21 protein-coding genes are annotated in these 22,795 nt (G+C 62.4%); 11 read left to right on the top strand and 10 right to left on the bottom strand.

Annotation, left to right across the window (positions count from 1 at the left end; all coding sequences use genetic code 11):
• The first annotated feature begins 6 nt into the window (after nucleotides 1-6).
• From GQF02_RS05590 to GQF02_RS05555, 8 genes are all read left to right on the top strand, one after another.
• Nucleotides 7-1,353 (top strand): NAD(P)/FAD-dependent oxidoreductase, encoded by a 1,347-nt coding sequence (locus GQF02_RS05590; protein WP_160795512.1) that lies wholly within the window; start codon nucleotides 7-9, stop codon nucleotides 1,351-1,353.
• 33 nt (nucleotides 1,354-1,386) lie between these two features.
• Nucleotides 1,387-2,742 carry a flavin monoamine oxidase family protein gene (locus GQF02_RS05585; RefSeq protein ID WP_160795510.1) on the top strand — a complete coding sequence of 452 codons (1,356 nt, stop codon included), beginning with the start codon at nucleotides 1,387-1,389 and terminating at the stop codon, nucleotides 2,740-2,742.
• Nucleotides 2,743-2,801: 59 nt separating this feature from the next.
• Nucleotides 2,802-3,890 (top strand): polyamine ABC transporter substrate-binding protein, encoded by a 1,089-nt coding sequence (locus tag GQF02_RS05580; protein ID WP_160795508.1) that lies wholly within the window; start codon nucleotides 2,802-2,804, stop codon nucleotides 3,888-3,890.
• A gap of 108 nt (nucleotides 3,891-3,998) precedes the next feature.
• A complete protein-coding gene (locus GQF02_RS05575; RefSeq protein WP_160795506.1) occupies nucleotides 3,999-4,886 on the top strand; it encodes a sterol desaturase family protein in 888 nt (295 codons plus the stop codon).
• Nucleotides 4,887-5,085: 199 nt separating this feature from the next.
• Nucleotides 5,086-6,402, top strand: coding sequence for a sodium-dependent transporter (locus tag GQF02_RS05570; protein ID WP_160795504.1), 1,317 nt, complete (start codon nucleotides 5,086-5,088; stop codon nucleotides 6,400-6,402).
• A 215-nt stretch (nucleotides 6,403-6,617) separates the two neighbouring features.
• Nucleotides 6,618-7,937 (top strand): sodium-dependent transporter, encoded by a 1,320-nt coding sequence (locus tag GQF02_RS05565; protein ID WP_160795502.1) that lies wholly within the window; start codon nucleotides 6,618-6,620, stop codon nucleotides 7,935-7,937.
• Between the two features lie 213 nt (nucleotides 7,938-8,150).
• Nucleotides 8,151-9,464, top strand: a complete 1,314-nt coding sequence (locus GQF02_RS05560) for a sodium-dependent transporter (RefSeq protein ID WP_160795500.1) — start codon at nucleotides 8,151-8,153, stop codon at nucleotides 9,462-9,464.
• A gap of 53 nt (nucleotides 9,465-9,517) precedes the next feature.
• On the top strand, nucleotides 9,518-9,928 hold the full coding sequence (locus GQF02_RS05555; protein ID WP_160795497.1) for a VOC family protein: 411 nt from the start codon (nucleotides 9,518-9,520) through the stop codon (nucleotides 9,926-9,928).
• 99 nt (nucleotides 9,929-10,027) lie between these two features.
• Here the strand turns inward: GQF02_RS05555 and GQF02_RS05550 are convergent, their stop codons facing one another.
• From GQF02_RS05550 to GQF02_RS05530, 5 genes are all read right to left on the bottom strand, one after another.
• Nucleotides 10,028-11,674, bottom strand: coding sequence for a PEP/pyruvate-binding domain-containing protein (locus GQF02_RS05550; protein ID WP_160795495.1), 1,647 nt, complete (start codon nucleotides 11,672-11,674; stop codon nucleotides 10,028-10,030).
• Nucleotides 11,671-13,620, bottom strand: coding sequence for a DUF47 family protein (locus GQF02_RS05545; protein WP_160795493.1), 1,950 nt, complete (start codon nucleotides 13,618-13,620; stop codon nucleotides 11,671-11,673). The genes GQF02_RS05550 and GQF02_RS05545 overlap by 4 nt, the downstream gene beginning before the upstream one ends.
• A 230-nt stretch (nucleotides 13,621-13,850) precedes the next feature.
• Nucleotides 13,851-14,165, bottom strand: a complete 315-nt coding sequence (locus tag GQF02_RS05540; RefSeq protein ID WP_124734887.1) for an AzlD domain-containing protein — start codon at nucleotides 14,163-14,165, stop codon at nucleotides 13,851-13,853.
• A complete protein-coding gene (locus tag GQF02_RS05535; protein WP_160795491.1) occupies nucleotides 14,162-14,857 on the bottom strand; it encodes an AzlC family ABC transporter permease in 696 nt (231 codons plus the stop codon). Before GQF02_RS05535 ends, GQF02_RS05540 begins: the two co-directional genes overlap by 4 nt.
• A gap of 60 nt (nucleotides 14,858-14,917) precedes the next feature.
• Nucleotides 14,918-15,562 carry a MarC family NAAT transporter gene (locus tag GQF02_RS05530; protein WP_124734886.1) on the bottom strand — a complete coding sequence of 215 codons (645 nt, stop codon included), beginning with the start codon at nucleotides 15,560-15,562 and terminating at the stop codon, nucleotides 14,918-14,920.
• 186 nt (nucleotides 15,563-15,748) lie between these two features.
• Between GQF02_RS05530 and GQF02_RS05525 the strand changes: the two genes are divergently transcribed.
• The gene (locus GQF02_RS05525) at nucleotides 15,749-16,213 is read left to right on the top strand and encodes a copper chaperone PCu(A)C (protein ID WP_124734885.1); all 465 of its coding nucleotides are present in this window, start codon (nucleotides 15,749-15,751) and stop codon (nucleotides 16,211-16,213) included.
• 51 nt (nucleotides 16,214-16,264) lie between these two features.
• Here GQF02_RS05525 and GQF02_RS05520 read toward each other — a convergent pair whose 3' ends face one another.
• The gene (locus GQF02_RS05520; protein WP_220789352.1) at nucleotides 16,265-17,419 is read right to left on the bottom strand and encodes a glycerophosphodiester phosphodiesterase; all 1,155 of its coding nucleotides are present in this window, start codon (nucleotides 17,417-17,419) and stop codon (nucleotides 16,265-16,267) included.
• A 494-nt stretch (nucleotides 17,420-17,913) separates the two neighbouring features.
• On the opposite strand from GQF02_RS05520, the gene GQF02_RS05515 reads away from it, so the two are divergent.
• Together GQF02_RS05515 and dinB are read left to right on the top strand one after the other, a co-directional pair.
• On the top strand, nucleotides 17,914-18,207 hold the full coding sequence (locus GQF02_RS05515; protein ID WP_160795489.1) for a SelT/SelW/SelH family protein: 294 nt from the start codon (nucleotides 17,914-17,916) through the stop codon (nucleotides 18,205-18,207).
• Nucleotides 18,208-18,211: 4 nt separating this feature from the next.
• Nucleotides 18,212-19,279: a DNA polymerase IV gene (gene dinB, locus GQF02_RS05510; RefSeq protein ID WP_160795487.1), complete on the top strand. Its 1,068-nt coding sequence runs from the start codon at nucleotides 18,212-18,214 to the stop codon at nucleotides 19,277-19,279.
• On the opposite strand, the gene GQF02_RS05505 is transcribed toward dinB, so the two are convergent.
• From GQF02_RS05505 to bioH, 4 genes are all read right to left on the bottom strand, one after another.
• Nucleotides 19,276-19,941, bottom strand: coding sequence for a glutathione S-transferase family protein (locus GQF02_RS05505; RefSeq protein ID WP_160795485.1), 666 nt, complete (start codon nucleotides 19,939-19,941; stop codon nucleotides 19,276-19,278). The genes dinB and GQF02_RS05505 overlap by 4 nt on opposite strands.
• 105 nt (nucleotides 19,942-20,046) lie before the next feature.
• Nucleotides 20,047-21,021: a patatin-like phospholipase family protein gene (locus GQF02_RS05500; RefSeq protein WP_160795483.1), complete on the bottom strand. Its 975-nt coding sequence runs from the start codon at nucleotides 21,019-21,021 to the stop codon at nucleotides 20,047-20,049.
• Between the two features lie 35 nt (nucleotides 21,022-21,056).
• On the bottom strand, nucleotides 21,057-21,950 hold the full coding sequence (bioC, locus tag GQF02_RS05495; protein WP_160795481.1) for a malonyl-ACP O-methyltransferase BioC: 894 nt from the start codon (nucleotides 21,948-21,950) through the stop codon (nucleotides 21,057-21,059).
• Nucleotides 21,947-22,762: a pimeloyl-ACP methyl ester esterase BioH gene (bioH, locus tag GQF02_RS05490; protein WP_235930068.1), complete on the bottom strand. Its 816-nt coding sequence runs from the start codon at nucleotides 22,760-22,762 to the stop codon at nucleotides 21,947-21,949. Before bioH ends, bioC begins: the two co-directional genes overlap by 4 nt.
• Between the last annotated feature and the right edge of the window lie 33 nt (nucleotides 22,763-22,795).

The raw sequence follows: 22,795 nt of genomic DNA, 5'->3' as shown, positions 1-22,795 counted from the left end.
TCCGCCGTGCGTCATTTCTACCACCAGAACATGTACCGCTTCGATACCGCCGCGCAGACGTACTGGCATCACATCACACCAGGGCCGGATCTGCCCTCGCTGGTCGGCGAGCATGCCGCCGATGTCGCTATCGTCGGCGCTGGTTTTACTGGACTTTCGGCTGCGCTGCACCTGGCACGAGACCATGGCATCCAGGCATGCGTCGTGGATGCCGGCGACCTCGCCTGGGGCGCGTCCGGACGCAATGCCGGATTCAACACGCTGCCGGCGACCAAACTCGGCTTGGACCAATTGTTTGACCGCTGGGGGACACAGGCCGCTTCGGACTTTCTGGCGGCCCAGCACGAGGGGCAGCTGCTCGTCGACGAGTTCTGCGACAGCGAGGGTCTGCAGATCCGCCATGGGCGGGGAAGCTATATGGTCGCGCATGCCCCGTCGGCCTGGCGGGATCTGCAGGAGGAGTTTGCTGTTTGGAGACGATACAGTCGTCTACCTTGCCGCCTGTTGACTGCCGATGCTTTCGCGGACGAAGGGCACGGCGGCAGCGAGCAGTTTGGTGCGCTGCATATCGAGAGTGGCGGCGGCATCAACCCGCTGGCTTTCGCATACGGTCTGGCCCGCGCCGCCTTGCGCCACGGCGCAGAAATTTACACGCACAGCGCAGTCACGGCCTTGCACAAGGAGCGTAGCGGCCATGTTCTGCAAACCGCGCAAGGCAGGCTGCGCGCGCGCCATGTCGTGTTCGCCACCAACGCCTACCCGGCACAGGCGCAACCCGCGGCTCTCGACAGAAGGCTGTTGCCCGCCATTTCCAACATCCTGGTCACGGCACCGCTCAGCGACGAATGCTGGGCCAGCGAAGCTTACCAAACGCTCAGTCCGGCATTCGATACCCGGCATTTGCTCAATTACTACCGGCGCCTACCGGACAACCGCCTGCTGTTTGGCGCCCGTGGCGACTTGACGGGCAGTGAACAGGACGGCGAGCGCATGCGCCAGGCCCTGCGCCGTGCCCTGGCACGAAAATTTCCGGCGTTCTCGGATGCGCCGGTCGAGCACTACTGGCGAGGTCTGGTTTCGGTCACCCGTTCGATGGTCCCGGCCATGGGTGAAACCGAACAGGGTAGCGGCCTTTGGTACGCCTTCGGCTGCTTCGGAAACGGCGTCAACACCATGCCCTGGATGGGCCGCACGCTGGCGCGGCAAATTGCAGGCAGTTTGCCGACCCCGACCGAGGCCTGCCCCGTCTTCCAGGGCCTGCCGCCCAAGCTGCCATCCGGTAACTGGCTACAAAAACTCGGACTGCGGCTGGCGTACAGCCGATATGCCTTGCTCGATCAATGTGCCCGATAAACAAACCCCATCCACCGTAAAAAAACAAACAATATGAAACGCCGACAACTCCTCTCCTACGCCAGCGCCTTGTTTGCGTCAGGCATCGCCCCCTCTTTTGCCGCACCCCGCCAGAGTCCGGGGCGCGTGATCGTCGTTGGTGCCGGCATGGCGGGTCTGTCTGCGGCCCGCTACCTGAAAGACCGGGGCTGGCAGGTCACCGTACTGGAAGCAAGGGAGCGTATCGGCGGCCGCTTATGGACCAGCCGGCGCTGGGCAGACCTGCCTGTCGATCTGGGTGCATCCTGGATCCACGGGCATCAGGGCAACCCATTGACCTCGCTCGCCAAGGCGGCCGGGGCCAAGACCGTGCCGACCTTTTATGACCGGAACCAGGTTTTCGACAGTCAGGGTGGCGTGCTGTCCAGTGCGCGCAGCAAACAGCTGGAGCACTGGCAGGACTACGTCGAGCAGGCGGTCGTGCAGGCGCAGAAAGCGGACAACGACCTGCCACTGCAGAGCACACTGGAAGAACAACTGGAATGGGACTCACTTGACGAAGAAGAACGTACCCTCGCGCACTTCGTAGTCAACAGTAGCATCGAGCACGAGTATGCCGGCTCCGCCCGCCAGTTGTCGGCATGGTGGTTTGACGCCATGAAGTCCTACCCGGGCAACGATGTCTTGTTCCCCGGCGGCTACTCGGCCCTTCCACGCCATCTGGCACAGGGGCTGGATGTCCGCCTGGGCGAGGTCGTCCAGCACATCGCCAGCCGGGCAGGCGGAGTCTCGGTGTCGACCCGGAGGGGAACCTTCGAGGGTGACAGGGTCGTCGTCACGCTGCCGCTTGGCGTCCTGCAAGCTGGCGCCGTAGGCTTTTCCCCGGCGCTGCCGGCAGCCAAGCAGGCCGCCATTTCCGCATTGGGCATGGGGCACTACAACAAATGCTATCTGCGCTTCACAAAAGCTTTCTGGCCAGCAGACAAGGACTGGCTGGAATACATCACGCCCGAGCAACGCCGTGGCCAGTGGACTGAATGGCTGAGCCTTGCCCGCGTCAGCGGCAAGCCTGTGCTGCTCGGCTTCAACGCTGCGGATTACGGCCTGGCCGTCGAGAAGCTGTCCGACGCACAAATCATCGCGGGAGCAGTCAGCACCCTGCGCACGATGTTCGGAGGCCAAGTGCCTGACCCGATCGACGCACAGCTGACACGCTGGAGCAGCGACCCCTTTGCGCGTGGTGCCTACTCCTTCAACAAGGCAGGCAGTACACCAGGCAACCGCGACCAACTGGCGGCAAGCAGCGGCCGCATCCACTTTGCTGGCGAAGCCACCCACCGCGACCATTACGCAACCGTTCACGGGGCGTGGCTATCCGGCCAGCGGGCAGCAAAAGAGATTGCCGGCTGACCGGCATTCACCCGCCCGGCACCCGCCAGGCGCCGGCGAAAAACAGAGGAGACCTCACCATGAAAACAAAAACGATTGCCCTGTCAGCACTGATCACCTTGTCGGCTGCCGGCGTAATGGCTGGCGGTAACGTCAACATCTACAACTGGACAGACTACGTTGCCGAAAGCACGGTGCCTGCCTTTAGCAAGGCCACCGGCATCAAGGTTCGCTACGACGTCTTCGACAGCAACGAGATTCTGCGTGCCAAGCTGATGACCGGCCAGTCCGGCTACGACGTAGTCGTTCCCTCGCACAACACACTGGCGCTGGGCATCAAGGCGGGGCTGTTCCAGCCTTTGGACATGAAAAAGATTCCAAACGCGAAAAATCTGGACCCTGCCATCCTCAAGCTGCTGCAACCGTTCGACCCCGGCAATCGCTACGCAGTCCCGAACTTCTGGGGATTCAACACGGTAGGCATCAACACGGATCAGGTCAAAAAGGCACTGGGCGGCAAACTTCCGGAAAACCCGTGGGATCTGATCTTCAAACCGGAGATCCTCTCCCGCCTCAAAGGCTGCGGCGTCAGCGTGCTCGATTCGCCCAGCGAGTTTTTCCCGGTCGCCCTGCATTACTACGGCAAAGACCCGAACAGCAATAACCTGGCCGACTACCAGGCCATCATGCCCAAGCTGATGGCACTACGCCCCTACATCACCCGCTTCTCGTCCTCCAGTTACTACAACGAGATGGCAGGCGGCTCGCTCTGCGCGGCCATGGGTTACAACGGAGACTTCAACTTCGCACAAAAACGCGCACAGGAAGCAAAGAATGGCGTCAAGGTGCAGGCCCTGCTGCCCAAGACCGGCCTGGATGTCTGGGTCGACGTACTCACCATCCCGAAGGACGCACCCAATGTTGACAATGCACACGCATGGATCAACGCCATGCTTGAGCCGAAGATGGCGGCTGCCAACGCCAACCATGTCGCCTATGCAACGTCGGTTCTGGCTGCGCGGCCATATGTAAAACCCGAATTGACCAATAACCGCACAATCTACCCGACCTCAGGCGACCTTAAGGACAGCTTTGTTGCCAAGCCCCTGGATGCCAAAACCATGCAGGGTTACACCCGACTGTGGCAGAAATTCCGGACCGGTCATTAAAGAGTCCGGACAAACTAAAGGGCTGCCCAACCGGGCTCATGCCATAATCATCACGATAATCAAGCCGGCCACCCACGCATGGTGGCCGGCAGACATGAGGAGATGGCCATGGGGTTCGATATCGAGTTGCTGTTGCTGGGGCTGACGCCGGTGTTTTTGCTGGCGGTGGCATGGGAAATCCGCTACTGGGCGCGCCAGGGGCGGGGCGATGTCTACGACTGGCGCGACAGCCTGTGCAATGCGGCACTGGGCTTGCTGCACCAGGGCGCCGACAAGCTGGCGTGGTTTCTGGTGATCCCGCTCTACGCCTGGGTGTACCAGTACCGTCTGTTCCACTTCGAGCTGTCGTGGCCGGCTTTTTTCGCGCTGTTTATCGTGCAGGACCTGCTCTACTACGGTTTTCACCGCGCCAGCCACCGCGTGCGCTGGCTGTGGGCGGCGCACAGCGTGCACCACAGCTCGACGCGGATGAACTTCACCACCGCCTTCCGCCAGAGCCTGATGTACCCGGTCGCCGGCATGTGGGCATTCTGGCTGCCGCTGGCGTGGCTGGGCTTTCCGCCGCAAGCCATCGTCGGCATCGTGCTCGTTAATCTGGCCTACCAGTTCTATATCCACACCCAGGCCATCCCGCATCTGGGCGCCTTTGAAAAGCTGTTCAACACCCCGTCCATCCACCGCGTACACCATGCGAAAAACCCGCGCTATCTCGACCGCAATTTCGCCGGCGTGCTGGTGGTATGGGACAAGCTGTTCGGCAGCTTTGTCGCCGAGGATCCGGCCGAGCCGTGCGACTACGGCACGGTCAAGCCGGTGACGAGCTTCAACCCGCTGGTGGTTTCGCTGACCGAATGGCTGGACATGGCCCGCGAAACCAGCCGGGCACGCTCATGGCGCAAGCGGCTACTACTCTTGTTCGGCACGCCGGAAGAGGCCGAAAAAATAGCGACCGCTCAATCGCCAACGCTTGACAGCCTGTCCGCCGGCAAGCCATGATGGCCGCACAATGAAAAACGCACAGCGCGCGGCCCGCTTCGGCCAGTCTTATTATCCGGTCCTCCATTTGGTGGCCGGAGAATTTGCGCGCGTCTGAACAACAGAATCGACCGACATCCAGGCCGCCGCCCAAGGCGGCCTTTTTGTTGCTGGACGCCATGGGTGGTGAGCGGGTGAAGGTCCCACGACAAGGACCATCATGACGACACGTTCCGCCTGGGGCTCGCGCCTCGGTTTTATCCTCGCCTCTGCCGGCTCGGCCGTCGGCCTGGGCGCCATCTGGAAGTTTCCCTTTGTCACCGCCATGAATGGCGGCGGTGCCTTTATCCTGCTGTTTCTGCTGTTCAGCTTCACCCTGGGCCTGGCTCAGCTTTTGGTCGAGTTCACGCTGGGGCGCGCGGCGCAAACCGGCCCGGTCGGCATGTTCCGCCAGTTGGCCGGTGGCGCCTGGCCGCTGGTGGGCTTGATGGGCATCTTCGCCGCCTTCGTACTGTACAGCTTCTACAGCGTGGTCGGCGGCTGGACGCTGGGCTATATCGCACTCGCGGTCGAGGGCTCGGTGCTGACCACCGATAGCGGCGTGCTGCAGCAGACCTTCGCCCGCTATGTCGAGGATCCGCTGTGGCCCATCGTCAGCCATGCCGCCTTCGCGCTCTCAACCCTGGCCATCGTGCTGGGCGGGGTGGAAAAAGGCATCGAACGCGCCAGCAAGCTGTTGATGCCGGCCCTGTTCCTGATGATGCTGGGGCTGATCGTGCGCTCGCTGACCCTGCCCGGCGCCGCCGCCGGCGCGCTCGCCTTCTTTACCCCCGACTTTAACGCCGTTACCCCGGCCATGGTCGGTGACGCGCTGGGCTTAGCCTTCTTCTCGCTGTCGCTGGGTACCGGCGGCATGATCGCCTACGGCTCGTACGTGAAGCAGCAGACGCCGGTGCTGCACTCGGCGGCGTGGGTGGTGGGCCTGTCGTGCATGGTGGCGATCCTCGCCGGGCTGATGATCTTCCCGGCACTGACTGCCTTCGGCCTGAACCCGGCCGCAGGCCCCGGCCTCACCTTCATGACCATGCCGGTGGTGTTCGCCAGCCTGCCTTTCGGCCAAGCCCTGGCCATCGTGTTTTTTACGCTGCTGGCAGTGGCGGCGCTGACCTCGTCGGTATCGATGCTGGAGCTGATCGCGACGCTGTTCCTCGACGAATTCAAGCTGCCACGCCGGCCGGTGGTGCTGGCGTTAAGCCTCGCCGTGTTCCTGTGCGGCGTGCCGGCATCGCTGTCGCTGGGGCCGTGGTCGGATATCAGCGTGTTCGGCAAGAATATCTTCGATGCGATGGATTACAGCGTCAGCAATGTGCTGATGCCGCTCTCCGGCATTCTGGTGGCGCTGTTCGCCGGCTGGCGCGTGTGGCCGCTGCTGCGTGAGCACTCCGGCCTGGGCGGCCTGCCGCTATGGCTGCTGAAGTGGAACTGCCGCCTGGTCGCACCGCTCTCTATCGCGGCCATTTTGCTGAAGAACCTGTAAGCCTGCATTTGACGCACCGCGCACGTACATGATTTACTTATATTCATGAACCGTGACGCCGTATTTTTTGCGTTTTCCTTTATGGTCCGCCCGCTCAGGGCGGCCGGGACGGTTGCAAGCTTCTGAAATCATGCATTCCGATCGGGCCGCCCATTCAGGCGGCCCGATTTCATTTGGCCGCCAGCCCGCCGGAGTCCCCACCGGAACTGGACACTATGCCGCAACACCGCCACAGCTGGGGCTCGCGCCTCGGCTTCATTCTCGCCGCCGCCGGCTCTGCCATCGGACTGGGCGCCATCTGGAAATTCCCCTATGTCGCCGCACAGAACGGCGGAGGGGCCTTTATCCTGCTTTATCTGGCGTTCAGTTTTACCCTCGGCCTCGCGCTGATGGTGGCCGAGATCGCACTGGGCCGCACCACCCGCAGTGGTGCCAGCGTCGCCTATGCCCGGATGGGCGGTCCGCGCTGGCGGCTGGCCGGGCTGCTGGGCGTGCTCGCCGGTTTCGTGCTGTTCTCGTTCTACAGCGTGGTCGGCGGCTGGACCTTTGCCTATCTGGGTTTTGCCCTTGATGGTCGCGTAATATCGACGGCGCCGGCAGCGCTGCCGGCACTGTTCGACAACTTCGTGTCCGATCCGCTTGCGCCGCTGCTGACACATGCACTGTTCGCCCTCGCCACGCTCGCCATCGTGCTGGGCGGCATCGAAAAAGGCATAGAACGGGCGGGCAAGATACTGATGCCGGCGCTATTCGTGATTATGCTGCTGCTGGTGCTACGGGCGCTGACGCTGCCTGGCGCCGCCTCAGGTGTGATCGCTTTCCTGCAACCCGACTTTAGCAAACTGACCGCCGCCCGTGCCGTCGATGCGCTGGGACTGGCATTTTTCTCGCTGTCGCTGGGTGTTGGCGCCATGATCGCCTATGGCTCATATATGAAGACCGATATCGCCATCGTACCGACGGCAGCCTGGGTGGTGACGCTGGCGGTGTTGGTCAGTCTGCTCTCCGGACTGATGATTTTCCCGGCACTGGCCGCCTTCGGCCTCGATCCGGCCGCAGGCCCGGGGCTGACCTTCATCGCCATGCCTGTCGTGTTCCAGCATCTGCCGCTGGGCAGCGTCTTCGCCGTGGCCTTTTTTGCCCTGCTGGCGATGGCGGCACTGTCTTCCTCGGTCGCCATGCTGGAGCTGGTGGCCATCTTTTTCATCGATGATCTGGGCTGGTCGCGGCGCAATGCGCTATGCACCGTCACGGCCGCCATCATTGTCTGCGGCATGCCGGCTGCCCTGTCTTTCGGCGTGCTCTCCGATGTCAGCATTGCCGGCAAGCGGATATTCGATGCGATGGACTACTTCGTCTCCAATCTGGCCATGCCTGTGGGCGGCATCGCGCTGGCGCTGTTGGCTGGCAGTGCCGCCGGCCAACGCCTGGCCGACGAAGCCGGCCTGCCCGCCCGTACGCACCGCAGCTGGCAGCTCGCTTGCCGTTACCTGATTCCGCTACTCGTGCTCAGCGTGCTGCTTAAAAACCTGTAATGCACTGGCGATTGTATCCAGCACTTGACGACAGGCACGGCGGCAAGGCATGCTGAGGCCATGAATCCGATGACCGTGACTTTCCGTTCCAACTGGTGGCGCCTCTTTTAAGCGGCGCGCCGGGTCACGACTATCCCCAACAGGCCGCCGACAAGGCGGCCTGTGTCATTCTTCCTCCCTCCTTGCCGGCAGCAATTGCACAAGGAGCAATGTATGCAGCGATCACAATGGGGCTCCCGCCTCGGCTTTATCCTCGCCTCGGCCGGCGCTACGGTGGGCTTGGGCTCGATCTGGAAATTCCCCTACGTCACCGCAATGAACGGCGGCGGTGCCTTTTTGCTGGTCTTTATCGCGCTGACCTTCACCCTGGGCCTCACCCTGCTGCTGGCCGAATTCGCCATCGGCCGCCATGCCAAGGTCGGCGCCGTCAGTGCCTTTAAAAAGCTGGGTGGCGGTGCATGGCCGCTGGTCGGCTACGCCGGCGTGCTGGCCGGTTTTCTGGTATTGAGTTTTTACAGCGTGGTCGGCGGCTGGACGCTGGGCTACCTGCTCCGCGCCGTCGACGGACGGGTGATGAGCAATGATCCGGCCGCGCTGGCGGCACTGTTCGGCCAGTATGTTTCCAACCCGACCGAGCCCCTGCTCACCCATGCGCTGTTTATGGCGCTGACGCTGGGCGTGGTGATGGCCGGCGTCAAGAACGGTATCGAGCGCGCCGGCAAGGTGCTGATGCCGGCACTGTTCGTGCTGATGCTGGTGCTGATGGTGCGCTCGCTGACCCTGCCCGGAGCCGCCGCCGGTGTCGCCGCGTTTCTGGCGCCCGACTTTGCCAAGGTTTCGCCGGCCATGCTGGTCGATGCGCTGGGGCTGGCTTTCTTCTCGCTGTCGGTCGGTGCCGGCTGCATGCTAGCCTATGGCTCCTACCTCGGTGACGACATCAAGCTGACCGGCTCCGCCTTGTGGGTTACCGGCCTGACCACGCTGACATCCATCCTGGCCGGGCTGATGATCTTTCCGGCGGTCGCCGCCTTCGGCCTCGATGCCGCCGCCGGCCCGGGGCTGACCTATATGACCATGCCCATCGTGTTCAACCACCTGCCGTTCGGCCAGGGCTTCGCCATCGCCTTCTTTGCCCTGCTGCTGTTTGCCGCGCTGACCTCGTCGGTGTCGCTGCTGGAGCTGATCGTGGTGCTGCCGATAGACGAGTGGGGCATCAGCCGCAAGCAAGCAACCCTCGGCATTGCCGCCCTGGTATTCGCCGCCGGCGTGCCCGCGTCGCTGTCGTTCGGGCTATTGGCCGATTACAAGCTGTTCGGGCGCAATGTGTTCGAATTGATGGACTACAGCGCCAGCAATATCCTGTTGCCGCTGGGCGGCATCGGTACCGCGCTGTTTGCCGGCTGGAAGGTATGGCCGGCGATGCGTGCCGAGCTGGCGCTGTCCCGCCCGGCACAAGCGGCCATGCGCGCGATGTGCTGCGTCATCGCGCCACTGTTGATCGCGCTGATTCTGGTGGCCAAGCTGTGACGGCCGGCACCGGCGTCGTGTACCATCGCAGCCCACCCCACAGGACAGTCCAGATGAAACAGCATATAGCCCAGTTCGCCATCGTCGTCGATGACTACGACCGCGCCATTGCCTACTACCACGGTGTGCTCGGCTTCGATCTGGCCGAAGACAGCGATCTTGGCGGCGGCAAACGCTGGGTGCGGGTGACACCGCCCGGCGGCGAGACCAGCCTGCTCCTGGCGCGCGCCAGCAATGCCGAACAGACACAGGCCATCGGCCATCAGGCCGGAGGCCGGGTGTTCCTGTTTTTACATACCGATGATTTCTGGCGCGACTACGATGTTTACCGCGCACGCGGTGTGACGTTTGCCGAAGCCCCGCGCGAAGAAGACTATGGCACGGTGGTGGTATTCACCGACCTGTATGGCAACCGCTGGGACCTGCTGCAGCTGGGATGCCCCAAACGCGACGCGTCCAGCTGACATCGCACGGCACAGACAAACCAGCCCCGCGGCGGCGGGGCTATCGCGCAGCCTTAATCCCTCCCGCCCCCCGCTCTGGTAACAGGAGCGCGCAGCCCTCTAGTCAACCCGCGCCCAACCGGCGACCCTGATACAGCCCTCTCCTGCGTCCTCTGCGCCAAGACGCAGCGCCTGCAGGCGAGACAGCAGTTGCAGGTCCGGCTCTTCGACCAATTCAGCGACGCCGGAAATCACCTGCCCGCCCTCGGCATCCAGCGTCAGGTATGCCCCCTCGGCAATCACCTGATTGCCAAAACGCAGCTCGCGCAGAGCGAGATCCACCTGCATCGTCTCGCACCCAACCAGACAAACCTTGCCCAACTGCCGTGCGACCACGGCCGCGTGCGAAGTTCTGGCCCCGCGACAGGTCAGCAGGCCAGCCGCCACCTGCAGCCCTTCGATGTCGTCGGTTTCCGCATCCGCCCTGACCAGCACGACCATCGCCCCGGCCGCAGCCCTGCGCCGGGCGGAATCCGCGTCGAGCACGACCTCGGCACTCACCACCCCTGCGCTGGCTGGCGTTGCCCGCGCCAGCACCTGCATGGCTGGCGCGTCCTTGACGGCCAGGCGGGTATGCGAGAGTTCACCCGCAGTCAGATCCCGGGTCTGGGCCAATGCGGCGTCCCTGTCGATCACGCCTTCCTCCTGCAGGTCCAGCGCGATCCTGGCCCGGGCGATGCCTGAGCGCTTGCCGGCACGCGTTTGCAACAGATACAGGCAGCCCTCCTCGACGGTAAACTCGAGATCCTGCATGTCCTGGAAATGGCGCTCCAGCAAACGCGCCGCCTCTTCGAGCTGCGTCAGACACTCGGGAGGCATGCCCGCCTCCTGCCCGAGCGCACGGCGACGCCCGCCGACCACATCCTCGCCCTGGGCGTTGCGCAGGTAATCAAACCAAAGCCCCGGAACACCCGTAACCGGGTTCCGGGTAAAACCCACGCCGGCACCGGAGCGCAAACCGGCATTGCCGAACACCATCTGCTGGACCATCACCGCCGTCCCCATCCCGTCGTCCAGCCCGTGCATTTTCCGGTAGGCCTGCGCCTTGGCCTGATGCCAGGAGCGGAAGACAGCAAGCACGGCCTGGTGCAGCTGGGCTTGCGGCTCCTGCGGGAAGTCCTGGCCGGTGCAGCTCAGGAAACAATCCAGATAGCTGCGGACCAGCGCCCGGTGCTCGGAGAAGTCCAGTTGCCGCTCGTCGCGCCCTTGGGCAACGTCTTCCGTCAGCCGCTCGAAATGCGCGGCAGGAATGCCTGCGACAACCGAGCCGAATGTCGCGACCAGACGCCGGTAGGCGTCCCATACCATGCGCGGGTTGCCCGTCTGGCGCAACAGGCCGCTGACCGTCCTGTCGCACAGACCGACATTGAGCAGGGTCTCCAGCATGCCGGGCATCGACACCGGTGCTCCGGAACGGACGGACACCAGCAGCGGCCGTCTCTCGTCGCCAAAAATCCCGCCTGCCGCCACTTCCAGAGCGGGCATGCCGTGCGTGGCCAATAACGGCAAACAGGCATCCGGGTTCGCCGTGTAGGTGGTACCGATCACCAGCGCGGGCGGAACCGGCAGGCCCAAGTTGGCCATTTCGCGCAGGTTGTAGGCTTTCGCCCCCATGCCCTGCGGCGAGATGTCACCCTTTTCCTCCTGCGCTGACGTGCGCCCTGCTATCAGGTAAAAATGCTGTGGCCACTGCGTATCGATTTTCATGACTGCACTCCAGACTGCTCGAGAACCCTGCTGCGCAAGACGTAGGCCACCTCCAGCAGGCGGTCGGTCGCCTGCTCGACATTGGATGCAAACTCGACCGCCATTTGCAGCGCGGCCGCTTGCTCGCGCCATTGGCCGACCAGTTCCCAGCGTGCCATGCGCAGCGCTTCGTCACAGGCCCGCTCGGCCCGGACAATACGCCAGAGCACCTTCAGGAATTCGTCGCCGTCACGCGGGGCGCCGCCTTCTTCCAGATGGCGCGCGATTTCCACAACCTTGACCTGGTCCTGAATCGCACCCAGGGTCAGTTCGGCAATCGCCGACAGATGGCGATTGACCTCGGCAGGCATCTGCGGCATGCCCGGGTGCAACAGCAAACCCAGCACAAAAACGGCCTCCTCCAGCACGTCGGCGACATCGTCCATCCGTTCCAGCAAGCCAAGCATCGGCTGCCAGCGCTCGAAGTGATGGCTGCGCTGCCTTGCCTCGACCAGCAAATGGTCAGCCTGCCGCTCCCATGCCTTGGCCCGCGCCAGCTGCTGCTGGAGCCCGGCAGGCGAAGCCTGTTCGAGCAGCATTTCCACAATGGTCTGCGCCAACGCGTGACAGTACGCGGCCTGCTCGGCCAACAGGTCGAACTCGAAAGCGCGTTTGCGCATGGCCCGCGCCAGCAGCAAGCGGGCCTCGTCCGCCACCAGCGCCACCGGCTGCTGCTCCCTTAGCCTGATGCTGGCCTCCCGCATCAGCGCATACAGGTATTCGCGTGCCGACGCCTCGCCCAGCACCCGGTCAAGCCGGTCGCCCACACGGAAGCCCCCACCATCCATCGACTGCATGGCGTCGTATACCAGCAGCTCCCCTCCGGCCAGCAGCCAGGCCATATGGCCCAGGTTTTCCCGCGCCAGCTGCTCGAGGATGCCGACCGCCACCGGCTTGCGGACAAAGTGCTGCAAGCGCTTGCGCGCCCGGTTCCAGTCGATGACAAAGACGATTCTGGAGGCAGCCCCCTCCAGCGCTTCGGCCAGGCGGCTCTCGCTGTCGGACTGCAAGCTGGCGTGCCCCACCAGATAGGACTTGCCCGCATTGAGCGCCGCATCCGTGCCCGGAGCGATCGATGCCCAGTCGAATCCGAGCGGGCGCAGCATAGCGGCAAAGAATTCGAACCGGGCGGGATGCAGGTCGGAGTAGGTCAGGTGCAGCGCGTCCGGTGTCCATTCGATCACCAGCACATGGGCGTCGTTGGTGCCGATATCGTTCTGCAACAGAAGGCGGTCGCCGTCGCGGGTGACGGCGGTATCCAGGCCGGGATGGCCGAACTTCAAGGCGGAGGTCGAGTGGAGACCACGCATAAAGGCCTGCACCCGTGGGCGATCCTCATCGCGGATCTGCCAGACATGGGCGCCGTCTATCTCTTCGGTCGCCACATCCCCCGCCAGGGTGTTGATCGCCTTGTGCAGATCCATGACCAGCAGGTGCAGGCTGTCCCCCGACTTGCGGTCCCCGTGCGTCAAGGCGTGCAACAGGCCGGAACCGATCTCCTCCGCGTCCGCCAGCGCTTCGAGTCGCGCATGCCAGGCGTCGCACCTGGCCTTGAGCGCAGGCGCCGGGTATTCAGGCCGCCCACAGACCGGGCGCGCCAGGGCATGCAGGTCCCTGTCCAGCGCATCCAGCCACTCACCTAGCCGCGGCACAAAGACTGCGTCGCCCTGCCGGTAGGCGCCATGCCCCAAGGCAGGCAGCCAGGCCTGGCTCTGCAGGCCGAGACGGACGAACTCCCTTTGCCAATCGATAGCGATGTCCTCGCCGTGGTCCACGGCATGGATCACGGCCTGCATCAGGCTCAGGTAAAGCTTCAACCGGTCGTTCGCCGCCAGCGCAGCGGTAATCCACGCAGGCAGGAGCAAGGATGGCTCCCCAAGGGAGGCGACGGCACCTGTTTTCTGCATCTGGACGTCCTCATGAGTGGTGTCCATGCATCATTAACATGTCCATATGTCACTCCTGTGACGCCCGGCTCGTAGCCCAGCGAAAAGCCCTAGCGGTATGGCAACCCGGCCACAGCCCGGCCCGCAGGCCGCGCGTTCAGAGTGCCGATGCCCCGCACGCAGAACACGACGCCACCGTCGTCGTGCGCAGCCCGCTGGGACCTGCTGCAGCTGGGCTGCCCGCGTCGGACTCAGGCAAAATAACGCAGCACACCAAAGAGCGCGAAACTCGCCAGCAACGCGGGCAAGGTGCGCCCGCTATACCAGGCCAGCGCACCCGCGCACACGGTGCCGATCAGATAGGAGTTCTGCCACGACAGCGCAATGCTCCCGCCGGGAGCCAGCGCCATCGGCACCACCAGCGCCGACAGCACCGCAACCGGGACATAGTGCAAAGCTCGCGCCAGCCACGGCGGAAACACCCAACGCCGACCCAGCACCAGGAAACTGGCTCGAATTGCCAGCGTCAGCAGCGCCATGCCGATAATGGCCAGCCACACGTTCATGCGGCCTCCTGACGCTTGCCGTCCAACAGCATGCCGGTGGCGATGCCCGCACACGCGCCCAGCATCAGGCCGCCCTGGTACGGCAAGGCGCGCAGCCACAGCGCCACCGTGCCGGCCACCAGCGCAGCGGCCAGTGCCGGACGGGTTTTGAGCTGCGGCGCGACAATGGCGGTGAAGGTCGCCAGCATCGCGAAGTCCAGCCCCCAGCCGGCGATGCCGGGTATCCCCTGCCCGACCATAATGCCCAGCAGCGTCCACAGCAGCCAGTTGCCGTACATCGCCAGCGACGAGCCGAACCAGTACGCGGCTCCGCCCGCAACTGCCCCCGAGCGCAGGCGGTGCTCTACCACGGCAAAAGTCTCGTCGGTCAGCCAGAACGCCAGCGGCAAGCGCCAGCGCAACGGCCAATCACGCGCATACGGCAGCAAGGTAGCGCTATACAGCGCATGGCGCAGGTTGACCACCAGCGTGGTCAGCCACAGCACCGGCAGCGTGCTGCCGGCGGCAAACAGTCCGACCGCGATGAATTGCGACGAGCCGGCAAACACCAGCAGCGACATCGCCAGCGTCTGGGCAGGGGTCAAATGGGAAGTGGTGGCCAAGGCCCCGAAGATCAGCCCGAACGGTGCGGCACCGACCAGCATCGGCACGGTATCACGTGCACCAGCAAAGCCATGGCGTACAGAAGACATCACAGACCTAGTCTCAGGCATCAAGGGCCTCACGATGCCACCGTAATTAATAACGGTCAATCATGAGCCAGCCATAAAGGTACGGATGCCGGAGCCGACAAACTGCACGCCGACACAAATCAGCAAAAAACCCATCAACCGCCCTAGTACTTCGCGTCCGGCACGGCCCAGCTTTTCCGCAATCAGCGTGGACGAGCGCAGCATCATCCACACCCCGACACTGGTACCGGCAATGGCCAGCAAGGTCATGAACATGGCGGCGGCCTTGGCTGGCCAGCTGGAAAGCTCGGCAATTTCAGTCGACAGGCCGATCACCACCGCAATGGTGCCCGGCCCGCTGATTCCGGGCATGGCGATAGGGAAAAAGGCACAGTCCTCTTCCTCCACCATTTTGTGGTTGTGGCCGCTGTCCGGCGGCAAAAACAGCATGCGATAACCGATTACCGCCACCACCAGGCCACCGGCAATACGCAAGGCGCCGTAGGAAATACCGAAGAATTCGAGGATCAGATTACCCGCCATCAGCGATACCGCCATGATGGCGGCGGCGTAAACGCAAGCCATGCGTGCCTGCTCGGCACGCTGGGTCTCGCTCATGCCGCGCGTCAGGCTGATAAAGAGCGGAATCTTGGACAGCGGATTGGTGATGACGATCAGACTGACCAGGCCACCGAACAGATACTGCAGGTAAAATTGCTCAAGCATTTGCTTGCACGGGTTGAGACTAAGCCGGCATTCTATCCGGATTACACGCCCTGCCCAGTCTGGCGTCGTTGTCGCGAAAACCGCTGTCGCCCCCACAACAAAACACCCCTGCGACATTGTGTCGCATCATTCTTGATGACAAATGTGATATTTTTCTTCTCATCTTTGCCCTCAGACAGAATCGCCATGAACAAGCTGCTGCTTACTGCCCTGCTCGCTACCCTGCCTTTTACGGCCATCGCGCACGAAACCCGCAGCGCCGATCTGACCATCCAGCACCCATGGAGCCGGGTCATGCCGGCAGCCTCGGTCAATGGCGCTGCCTATTTCCTTATCGAAAACACCGGCAAGCAGGCTGACCGCCTGCTTGGCGCCCAGACCCCGCGCGCAAAAAAGGCTGAACTGCACACCCATATCCACGATAACGGCGTAATGCGCATGCGCGAAGTCGAAGGCGGGGTGGCCGTGCCGGCCGGCCAGACAGTCAAGTTCGCCCCCGGTGGCCTGCATGTCATGCTGATGGGGCTGAACAGCCCGCTGCAAAAAGGCGAGCATTTTCCACTGACGCTGAAGTTCGAACGGGGTGGCGAAGTGAAACTGGATGTAGTGGTGGAAGACGGCATGCCCGCTGCCATGCCCATGCAGCACTAAAGCAAAAAAGGGGAAGCGCCATGCTTCCCCTTAATCGATAACCCCGCCGGCTTATTTCAGGCTGCGGGCCTTGACCGCCGTATCGGCAAAGTCGCTGAATACCCCGTCCACGCCCAGTGCGTAATACGCTTTATATTCTTCCTGCGGATCATTCATGAAATTCGCCGCCAGATATTTGGGCTCGTTGCGGAAGGTATAGGCATGGACGAATAGCCCGGCCTTGTGTGCGTCCCGCACCAGAGTGCCTGGCTCCAGCAAGGTACGGTCCTGCATATCGACCACCTTGTCGCCATTCACATCGGCTGCCAGCCCGGTTTTCTTGTCCGCCATACCTTCGCTTGCCATGATGTAAGGCTTCCACGGGCCAATACCATCGGCAAAGCGGCGGATTTCCTTGAGTGCAGCCGGCTTGGTCAAATCGGCAAACGTCCGTGTATCTCCGGACAGCACAAAATCATAAGGCCGGCCAGCCTCCATCTTGCCATCCACAGTCACATCATTGCCATCCAGCAGAAACACCAGTTTGACCGGTGTCTGCTTGCGCAAGGCTTTCAGGTTTGCCGTCTCGAATGACTGAATAAACACGGGTGCATTCTTGCGGTTCAGGCCATGCTTTTTCAGGCTGGCCAGCAAGGCCGGTTCCAGCGCCAGTTGCTGGGCCGCATGCCAGCTTGGATGCTTGGTTTCCGGGTAGATGCCGACCTCGCGCCCGGCCTGCTTGCTGAGTTTTTCACGCAGAACAAGAATTTCTTCGAAAGTCGGAATCGAGAACTGGCCGTTGAACTCCTGCGGCCGGTCGGCACGCTGCTGAACGGCACGCAGGGTCTTGATTTCGGCCAAGGTAAAGTCCGGTGCAAACCAGCCCTCCTCCTCCACCCCGTCAACCAGCCACTTCTTTTTGCGCTCGGCAAACTCTGGGCGGCTCGCCACATCGGTGCTGTCTTTCAGGTTGGGCTCATGGCGGGCAATCAATACGCCATCCTTGGTCGAGACCAGATCCGGTTCGATATAGTCTGCACCCAGTTCGACGGCCCGGGCATACGCTTCCAGCGTGTGCTCGGGCAGGTAGCCCGAAGCACCGCGATGGGCAATCACCAGCGGCGCCTTGCCACTCAGCGTGGGATAGGCCGGAGTTTGCGCGGCGTAAGCAGGCAGGATCAAACAGCTGGCCATCAGGCTGGACAACAAGGCAGAGATCTTCATCATGCACTCCATCATGGTTTTTGACGGCGCAAGTATCTATATGGAATGTTACGTTACCATGATGAAAAGATGACAGATTTGTGCCGACCGCCATTATCCAAGTTCTTGCCACTTCAGCGGCGACTGCTACATTCGCCCTGGTTCATTCTCCCTGCCGGCGAATACATACATCGACAAAGATCCATAGAACACAAGGCTTTACCGGCTATCTCCATAGGCGTTGCATGAAAGTTACATCGTGCAATGCAGCATCGTCCGACAACATACAAACTTCTTTACCCAAATACTAATGGCATGCAGACTGCAAAGCGTCGGTGCCTAGCCAGCCCGATCGCGTCGCCCGAGGCCTTGTCTTTACCCTTCGCCAGGTTTTACCTGAATAATAAAGTCGATGGAGGGGCGCCTGCCATGCAGGACGCAAAGAGTCAGTCAGGGAAGGACATGCCCGGCGACGCGCAATCGGCTACCATCGTGTTTTATCCTGACGCTGCCGCACGATGACCACGCCCCCGCTACCCCGTATTGAAATCCACTATTGCACCGGCTGCCGCTGGCTATTGCGCGCGGCCTGGATGGCGCAAGAGCTGTTGACCACCTTTGAAAAAGAACTGGGCGAAGTCGCACTCTTGCCCGGCAACGGTGGCGTATTCCGCATCCTGTGCAATGGCGAGACGCTATGGGATCGCACGCGCGATGGCGGTTTTCCCGACATCAAGCTGCTGAAACAGCGCGTGCGCGATACCGTCGCTCCGGACAAGGCACTGGGTCACAGCGATTCGGCTTCCGCTTAAAGCCATGACGGCATCAGCACGCAAGATCATCCACGTCGATTGCGATGCTTTCTACGCCTCGGTCGAAATGCGCGACCACCCGGAATGGCGCGATATTGCGCTGGCCATAGGCGGCAGGCCGGAAACCCGCGGCGTGATTGCAACCTGTAATTATCTGGCGCGCCAATACGGCATCCACTCGGCCATGGCCTCGGCCACCGCACTCAGGCTGTGCCCGCAGCTATTGATCGTCCGCCCGGATATGGCACGCTACCGTGCCGCCAGCCAGCAGATCCACGCCATCTATCAAGCCTTCACCGAACGCATCGAGCCGCTGTCGCTGGATGAAGCCTATCTCGATGTCAGCGGCGTCACCCTGTGCCAGGGAAGCGCCACGCGCATGGCCACCGCCATACGCACACGCATACGCGAAGAGGTCGGCATTACTGCCTCGGCCGGCATCGCGCCGAACAAATTTCTGGCCAAGGTTGCTTCCGACTGGAACAAGCCGGACGGGCAGTTTGTGGTACGTCCGCAAGATGTCGCCGCCTTTGTCGCGGCCTTGCCGGTGGCCCGCTTTTTTGGTGTCGGCAAGGTGACGGCAGCCCGCCTGAAGGCGCTGGGCATCCACCATGGCGCCGATCTGGCGGCCGCCGATCCGCTGCTGCTGACGCAAGAATTCGGGCGCTTCGGCGAACGGTTGCACCAGCTTGCCCACGGCATCGATAAGCGCGAGGTCGAGCCGGAACGGGACAGAAAATCAGTGAGTGTGGAAGAAACCTATGCGCGCGACCTGCCTGATCTTGCCGCCTGCCGCGCCGAATTGCCCGAACTGCTGGCACAGCTGAAGTCCCGCATCAGCCGCGCCGGCGAGCCGCCGCTACGCGCGCTGGTGGTGAAGGTGAAATTCGCCGACTTCAGCCAGACCACGGTTGAACATGCGGCAAGCACCCTGATGCTGGACGCCTTCGGCCGCTTGCTGGAGACGGGCTATGCCAGAGGACAGGGGCGCGCAGTCCGCCTCCTGGGCTTGGGCGTACGCCTGGGTAACAGCGACGCCCGCCAGCTTGAATTTGAATGGGAAGAAGATTAGGACTGCGCAGCCTTTTTACGCCGCGCCATAAAAGCAGCCACGGCCGCATCACGCCCGGCCCAGCTCTGCGCAATACTGTTGCGCTGTCCCAGACGTGCCATATAGCCGGTCTCGTCCAGCAGTGGCGCCAGCAAATCCTCGGCCAGCACCGCCTGCGTCATCTGCGACACCAAGGGGAAAAAACTGGCTGCGGCAATATCGGCATAGCTGAAATCTTCTCCTGCCAGCCACGGCGAAAAGCGGGTCAGACGGGTCAGCGCCGCCACCGCGCGGCGGATATCGCTACGCGCCTGCTCGCGGGCTTCCTCGTCCAAGGGCGCGCCAAACAGTACATGGCGCGTCAGGGGTGCGCAAGGCGCGGCCAGATACAGCTCTATCATCTGCATGATTTCACGGGCGCGGCTGCGTGCATTAGGTGAAGGCGGCAAGAGCGCGGCCGTCGGATAGGCATCTTCCAGCCATTCCAGAATGGCGGTCGACTCGGCCAGCGCAAAGCCGTTGATCTCGACATAAGGGATCTTGCCCATCGGGCTTTTGGCCAGAAACACTTCGTCCTGAGCAGGCGGGGTGAATACCTCTTCGTAATTCACGCCTTTTTCGATCAGGGCAATCTTGACCTTGGTGTAATACGGGGACAGCGCGACGCCATGCAGGATGATCATGCCTAAGCCTCCGGGGCTTGAAATAGGAATAGCATAGCCCCTTCAAGGGCAAAATCCGCTGGCCACCTCAGAGTAGTCCAACGGAATATCACGCCAATTATGCCATTATTTGGCAAGCGCCTGCGCTTTTAATGACAAAGCTCTTTTTATGACCGGCAAGGCCATGCGTGCCACGCGCTCGCCCTCCAGAATGGCGGTATGGCGATTCTCGAAATCGGTGGCGCCGATCTTGCCTACGCTGGGGCGCAAGGTGACATCCGCATTCTTGAGCTCGGCCTTCAGCGCACTCTGACTCATGATGTTCAGGCTCTGGTCAAGCCGCGACAAAAAGCCGGAGCTCCCGCCGGTGGGACGCGCCGAAATATCGACTGCAATCACCACATCAGCCCCCATCTCGCGCGCCGCACTCACCGGCACCGGGCTCACCAGTCCGCCATCGACATAGCGTTTACCATTCATGGATACCGGCTGGAAAACATTAGGAATGCTGGCCGAGGCGCGCACGGCCGAACCGGTGTTACCGCGCTGGAACACAATGCGCGCCCCCGTATCCAGTTCGGTGGCCACGGCACCAAAGCGTTTGGAGAGTTTCTCCAGCGGCTTGTTGCGCACCTCGCGATTGACAAACTCGGCCAGTTTTTCGCCCTTGATCAGGCCGGATGTCGACAGGGTGTAGTCGGCGAGCGAACTCTCGTCCAGCTTCATCGCCTTCAGTTGCAACTGGTAAGGACTGATGCCCGATGCATACAGCGCGCCCACAACCGCACCGGCACTGGTACCGGTAACGATGTCGGCCTTGATGCCGTTCGCTTCCAGCACCTTGATCACGCCGATATGGGCAAAGCCCTTGGCCGCGCCCCCGCCCAGCGCAAGGCCTATCCTGGGCTTGCGTACGACTTTGGCCTGCTCAGGCGCAGCCGGTGCCGTGACGGACGGCGGCACCGGGGTGACCGGCTTGGCCACATTATTGGCCGATGGCGGACTCGCGGGAGAAACAAGAGGTGGCGCAGGGCTGATGCTGCTGCAAGCACTTAACAACAAGACAGCCAACAGGCCGGAACAACGTAAAGGATAAAACATGTTCGGGAACGACTCTTTCTTGAGCGAAATGCGGCTCAGGACTTTTTAAATTCAATAACCTGACGGCCATCGGGCAAATGCCCGGCTTTGGCCTTGGGCTCGCCACGCCAGGCGTGGCCATAGACCACTTCATAAGTGGCAGGCAGGCTGCCATCACGCCGGTAGGCTTCGTACGCCGCTTCGACACGCTGCCAGAAATGCTTGCCGGTCAGGCCAGCCTTGCGCCCGGCGGTGACATTATGCGCGCCGATGGACTTGAGGTCTTGCATCACATCACGCACCCGGCCATAGGTCAGCACGATTTTTTCCATGTCCATGACCGGCAGGGCAAAGCCGTTACGCACCAATACATCGCCCAGATCATGCATATCGATGAAATGATTGACGTGGGTAGCCGAGTCTTGCCCGGCAAAGGCGGCCCGCAATTCAAACAGCGTATCCGGCCCCAGCGTGGAAAACATCAACAAGCCATCCGGCTTGAGTACACGGCGGAACTCGGCAAAGACGCCATCCGGCTCATTCAGCCACTGGATGGCCAGATTCGACCACACCATATCCACGCTGGCATCCGCCAGCGGCAGCGCCTCGATATCGGCACAAGCCTGCCATGGCTGGGCCCGCCCCATCAGACGGCCGAAAAAGCCGGCCCCCTCCTGCTGCTTGGCCTTGGAGGCTTTGAGCATGGAGGCGGCGATATCCAGCTCGATCACGCGCGCAGCCGGATAGCGGCGGCGCAATTCGGCGGCACCATAGCCGGTACCGGAGCCGGCATCAAGTATCATCAGCGGCGCATTCTTGATCACATCCAGCCGCTCGGCCATGCGGTCAGACACTTCGCGCTGCAAGACGGCTGCGCCATCGTAGCTATGGGCCGCACGCTCGAAAGCGGCACGGACTTTGGCCTTATCGGTATAAAACGCTTCACTCATGCGTGTCGGTCCAGGTGGGAAAGCAGCAGGGTCAGGAAATCATGCTCGTGCGACAAAAACGGTGCATGCGAGGCTTGTTCGAATAGATGCAGCCGGGCGTCCGGCAACATATCCGCCAGCCAGCGGCCGGCGCCGGTGGGCGTAATCCGGTCACGCGCGCCGAAGAACAGTGCAGTGGGTGCATGAATCTGCGCGGCCAGTGCACGCGTATCCGCCTGTAGCAGGCAATCCAGCGCCGGCAACAGACCATGCGGCCGGCCATGGGCAAACAGCTGGCCGCTCAAGGCCTTGAGCGTATCACGCGCATGCGGCGCACCCAGCATTTGCAGGGCAAGAAAATTTTTCAGGGTCAGCTCGAATGCGTTATGCAGATTCGCGCCGACTTCTTCGATGGCGGCGGCACGCTGCCCGAACGCCCAGTCCGGACCTTGTACAAACCGCGGGCTGGTCGACACCAGTGCCAGGCTGCGTATCTGGGCCGCTTGCTGTACAGCCCAATGCTGGGCCACCAAACCGCCCAAGGACCAGCCCAGCACATGCACAGGCAAGGGAAACTGCCGCGCCAGCGCAGCCGCCACTTCGGCAGCATCGAAGCGCTCAAGCTCAGGCGAGGCACCATGACCGGGCAAATCCACCGTGTGTACGCAATAATGCGCGGACAGCGCCGCCGCAACGCGCTCAAATACGCCGCCATGCAGACCCCAGCCATGCAGCAGAACCACATCCGGCCCACACCCTTGTGTTTCGACGTAACAGTTCATATCGGCATGGCCATCGGCAAAGGGCGCCATTTTCGCAAGAGTGTCAGGCAAAGGGAAGCCTGCATTGTTTTGACATACCAAGAC

It is taken from the genome of Craterilacuibacter sinensis, assembly GCF_009831765.1.
Lineage (GTDB): Bacteria > Pseudomonadota > Gammaproteobacteria > Burkholderiales > Chromobacteriaceae > Craterilacuibacter > Craterilacuibacter sinensis.
The sequence above is the reverse complement of the archived record's forward strand: the minus strand, read 5'-3'. Positions and strand labels throughout refer to the sequence as shown.

What these genes read in the sequence shown, in the direction of transcription:
- GQF02_RS05585 (WP_160795510.1), top strand. Translation starts at nt 1,387, where the DNA reads ATGAAACGCCGACAACTCCTCTCCTACGCCAGCGCCTTGTTTGCGTCA.
- GQF02_RS05580 (WP_160795508.1), top strand. Translation starts at nt 2,802, where the DNA reads ATGAAAACAAAAACGATTGCCCTGTCAGCACTGATCACCTTGTCGGCT.
- GQF02_RS05575 (WP_160795506.1), top strand. Translation starts at nt 3,999, where the DNA reads ATGGGGTTCGATATCGAGTTGCTGTTGCTGGGGCTGACGCCGGTGTTT.
- GQF02_RS05570 (WP_160795504.1), top strand. Translation starts at nt 5,086, where the DNA reads ATGACGACACGTTCCGCCTGGGGCTCGCGCCTCGGTTTTATCCTCGCC.
- GQF02_RS05565 (WP_160795502.1), top strand. Translation starts at nt 6,618, where the DNA reads ATGCCGCAACACCGCCACAGCTGGGGCTCGCGCCTCGGCTTCATTCTC.
- GQF02_RS05560 (WP_160795500.1), top strand. Translation starts at nt 8,151, where the DNA reads ATGCAGCGATCACAATGGGGCTCCCGCCTCGGCTTTATCCTCGCCTCG.
- GQF02_RS05555 (WP_160795497.1), top strand. Translation starts at nt 9,518, where the DNA reads ATGAAACAGCATATAGCCCAGTTCGCCATCGTCGTCGATGACTACGAC.
- GQF02_RS05550 (WP_160795495.1), bottom strand. Translation starts at nt 11,674, where the DNA reads ATGAAAATCGATACGCAGTGGCCACAGCATTTTTACCTGATAGCAGGG.
- GQF02_RS05545 (WP_160795493.1), bottom strand. Translation starts at nt 13,620, where the DNA reads ATGCAGAAAACAGGTGCCGTCGCCTCCCTTGGGGAGCCATCCTTGCTC.
- GQF02_RS05540 (WP_124734887.1), bottom strand. Translation starts at nt 14,165, where the DNA reads ATGAACGTGTGGCTGGCCATTATCGGCATGGCGCTGCTGACGCTGGCA.
- GQF02_RS05535 (WP_160795491.1), bottom strand. Translation starts at nt 14,857, where the DNA reads ATGTCTTCTGTACGCCATGGCTTTGCTGGTGCACGTGATACCGTGCCG.
- GQF02_RS05530 (WP_124734886.1), bottom strand. Translation starts at nt 15,562, where the DNA reads ATGCTTGAGCAATTTTACCTGCAGTATCTGTTCGGTGGCCTGGTCAGT.
- GQF02_RS05525 (WP_124734885.1), top strand. Translation starts at nt 15,749, where the DNA reads ATGAACAAGCTGCTGCTTACTGCCCTGCTCGCTACCCTGCCTTTTACG.
- GQF02_RS05520 (WP_220789352.1), bottom strand. Translation starts at nt 17,419, where the DNA reads ATGATGAAGATCTCTGCCTTGTTGTCCAGCCTGATGGCCAGCTGTTTG.
- GQF02_RS05515 (WP_160795489.1), top strand. Translation starts at nt 17,914, where the DNA reads ATGACCACGCCCCCGCTACCCCGTATTGAAATCCACTATTGCACCGGC.
- dinB (WP_160795487.1), top strand. Translation starts at nt 18,212, where the DNA reads ATGACGGCATCAGCACGCAAGATCATCCACGTCGATTGCGATGCTTTC.
- GQF02_RS05505 (WP_160795485.1), bottom strand. Translation starts at nt 19,941, where the DNA reads ATGATCATCCTGCATGGCGTCGCGCTGTCCCCGTATTACACCAAGGTC.
- GQF02_RS05500 (WP_160795483.1), bottom strand. Translation starts at nt 21,021, where the DNA reads ATGTTTTATCCTTTACGTTGTTCCGGCCTGTTGGCTGTCTTGTTGTTA.
- bioC (WP_160795481.1), bottom strand. Translation starts at nt 21,950, where the DNA reads ATGAGTGAAGCGTTTTATACCGATAAGGCCAAAGTCCGTGCCGCTTTC.